The following is a 1,624-nucleotide window of genomic DNA, read 5'->3' on the forward strand; positions in this document are numbered from 1 at the left end:
GCCTCGTCAAACAGCGGCGCCGGGTCCAGGTCCAGCCTGGCGCGCATCTGCCGGGTGTAAAGCGCCAGATCGGCCAGCAGCGCTGCTGCCTCGGCCATGCGGCCCAGCCCGATCAGCAGATCGGCCTGCAGGCGGTAGAGGTCGAACACCACGCGCGGGTCCGGCGCGGGCTGCGCGGCCTCGCGCGCCAGCTGCGCATCGATCTGAACCAGCGCGGCGGCGGGATCGGTTTCGGCCAGGAAGGCCAGTGCGACGAATCCGGGATCCTCCTGCGCCCGTCCGGGCAGCGCAAGCGCGGCAACGGCCAGGGCAAGGATGCAGGGAACCACCGTTTTCAACACGATCCGCGCGCCCCTCCTGACGGTAGACCCGGTTACGCCAGCCAGAGTTACCCAATCCAAACCCCGTGTAAACATCATCAAAACCTTTTCAGCCCACGCTTTCCCGTGCATCATGATGTCATTGAGCAGGCAATATGTTGAACGTGTCATTTTCTGATTTCGGGGGCGTGGTGCCGTGCGCTGGGGGGCGTGGTTTCTTTCGGTTTTTTTAAGTTGCTTCGGGGCCGCCGCGCAGGCCGAGTTGCGGGCGCTGCTGGTTGGCGTGTCCGATTATGATGACAGCCTGGGTCTCGCCGATCTGCGCGGCCCTGCCAATGACATCACGCTGCTGCACCAGGTGCTGCGCGCGCGCGGCGCCAGCGATATCACCCTGCTGGCCGATGGCGTACCGGGCGGGTCCGTGCCCAGCCGCGCGGCGATCCTGGCCGCGTTCGGCGATCTGGCGGCGCGGGCGACGGAGGGCGACCTAGTCTATATCCACCTCTCCGGCCACGGCACCCGCCAGGGCGACCCCGAGGGCGACGAGACCGACGGGCTGGACGAGGTGTTTCTGCCCGCCGATACCGGCCGGGCCGAACCGGGCAGCAACCGCATTCCCAACGCGCTGATCGATGACGAGATCGGCGCGGCGGTGCGCCGGATCCGCCAGACCGGCGCCGATGTCTGGCTGGTGATGGACAGCTGCCATTCCGGCTCGGGCCTGCGCGCGGCAGCGCCCGAAACGGCGGCGCGCTTTGTCGATCCCGCCCTGTTGGGAATCGATGTCGCGGCAAGCCGCCTGGGCGAGGCACAGGTGATCGAAGACAGCGGCCCCGAACCGCCCGGGCGGTTCCTGGCCTTTTATGCCGCGCAGTCCTCGGAACTGGCGCGCGAGGTCAATTTCCGCGGCGAGGATGGCGCGGACAACTGGTTCGGCCTGTTCTCCGCCAAGCTGGCCGCACGGATGCAGGATGCTGGCGCGATCAGCTATCGCCAGCTGTTCCAGGCGGTTCTGGCCGATATGAATGACGGCACCGTACCGGGCGGCGCGCGGCTGCAGACGCCGCTGTGGGAGGGCACGTTGATCGACGCGGCGGTGTTCGGCGGCGGCGATACCGCCGGTCTGCGCCGGTTTGCCCTGCGCCATGGCACGCTGCTGGCCGGCAAGGTGCACGGGTTGAGCGACGGCACGGTGATGGGCCTGATCGCCGATGCCGCCGACCCGGCCGATGCGGTGCTGGGCTATGCCCAATTGCAGAAAACCGGCGCCACCTCGGCCCGGCTGATCCCGGTTGATGCCGGAT

The 1,624-nt window shown here is 68.2% G+C and carries 2 protein-coding genes; one reads left to right on the plus strand and one right to left on the minus strand.

What is annotated here, in order from left to right:
• A partial coding sequence (locus CVM52_RS25555; protein ID WP_205965036.1) for a hypothetical protein occupies nt 1-338 on the minus strand: 338 nt, incomplete at its 3' end.
• A gap of 244 nt (nt 339-582) precedes the next feature.
• Here CVM52_RS25555 and CVM52_RS25560 point away from each other — a divergent pair.
• Nucleotides 583-1,624: caspase family protein (locus tag CVM52_RS25560; RefSeq protein ID WP_172721098.1), on the plus strand; the 1,042-nt coding region annotated here is incomplete at its 3' end.

This window comes from Pseudooceanicola lipolyticus (assembly GCF_002786325.1).
GTDB classification, from domain to species: Bacteria; Pseudomonadota; Alphaproteobacteria; order Rhodobacterales; family Rhodobacteraceae; genus Pseudooceanicola_C; species Pseudooceanicola_C lipolyticus.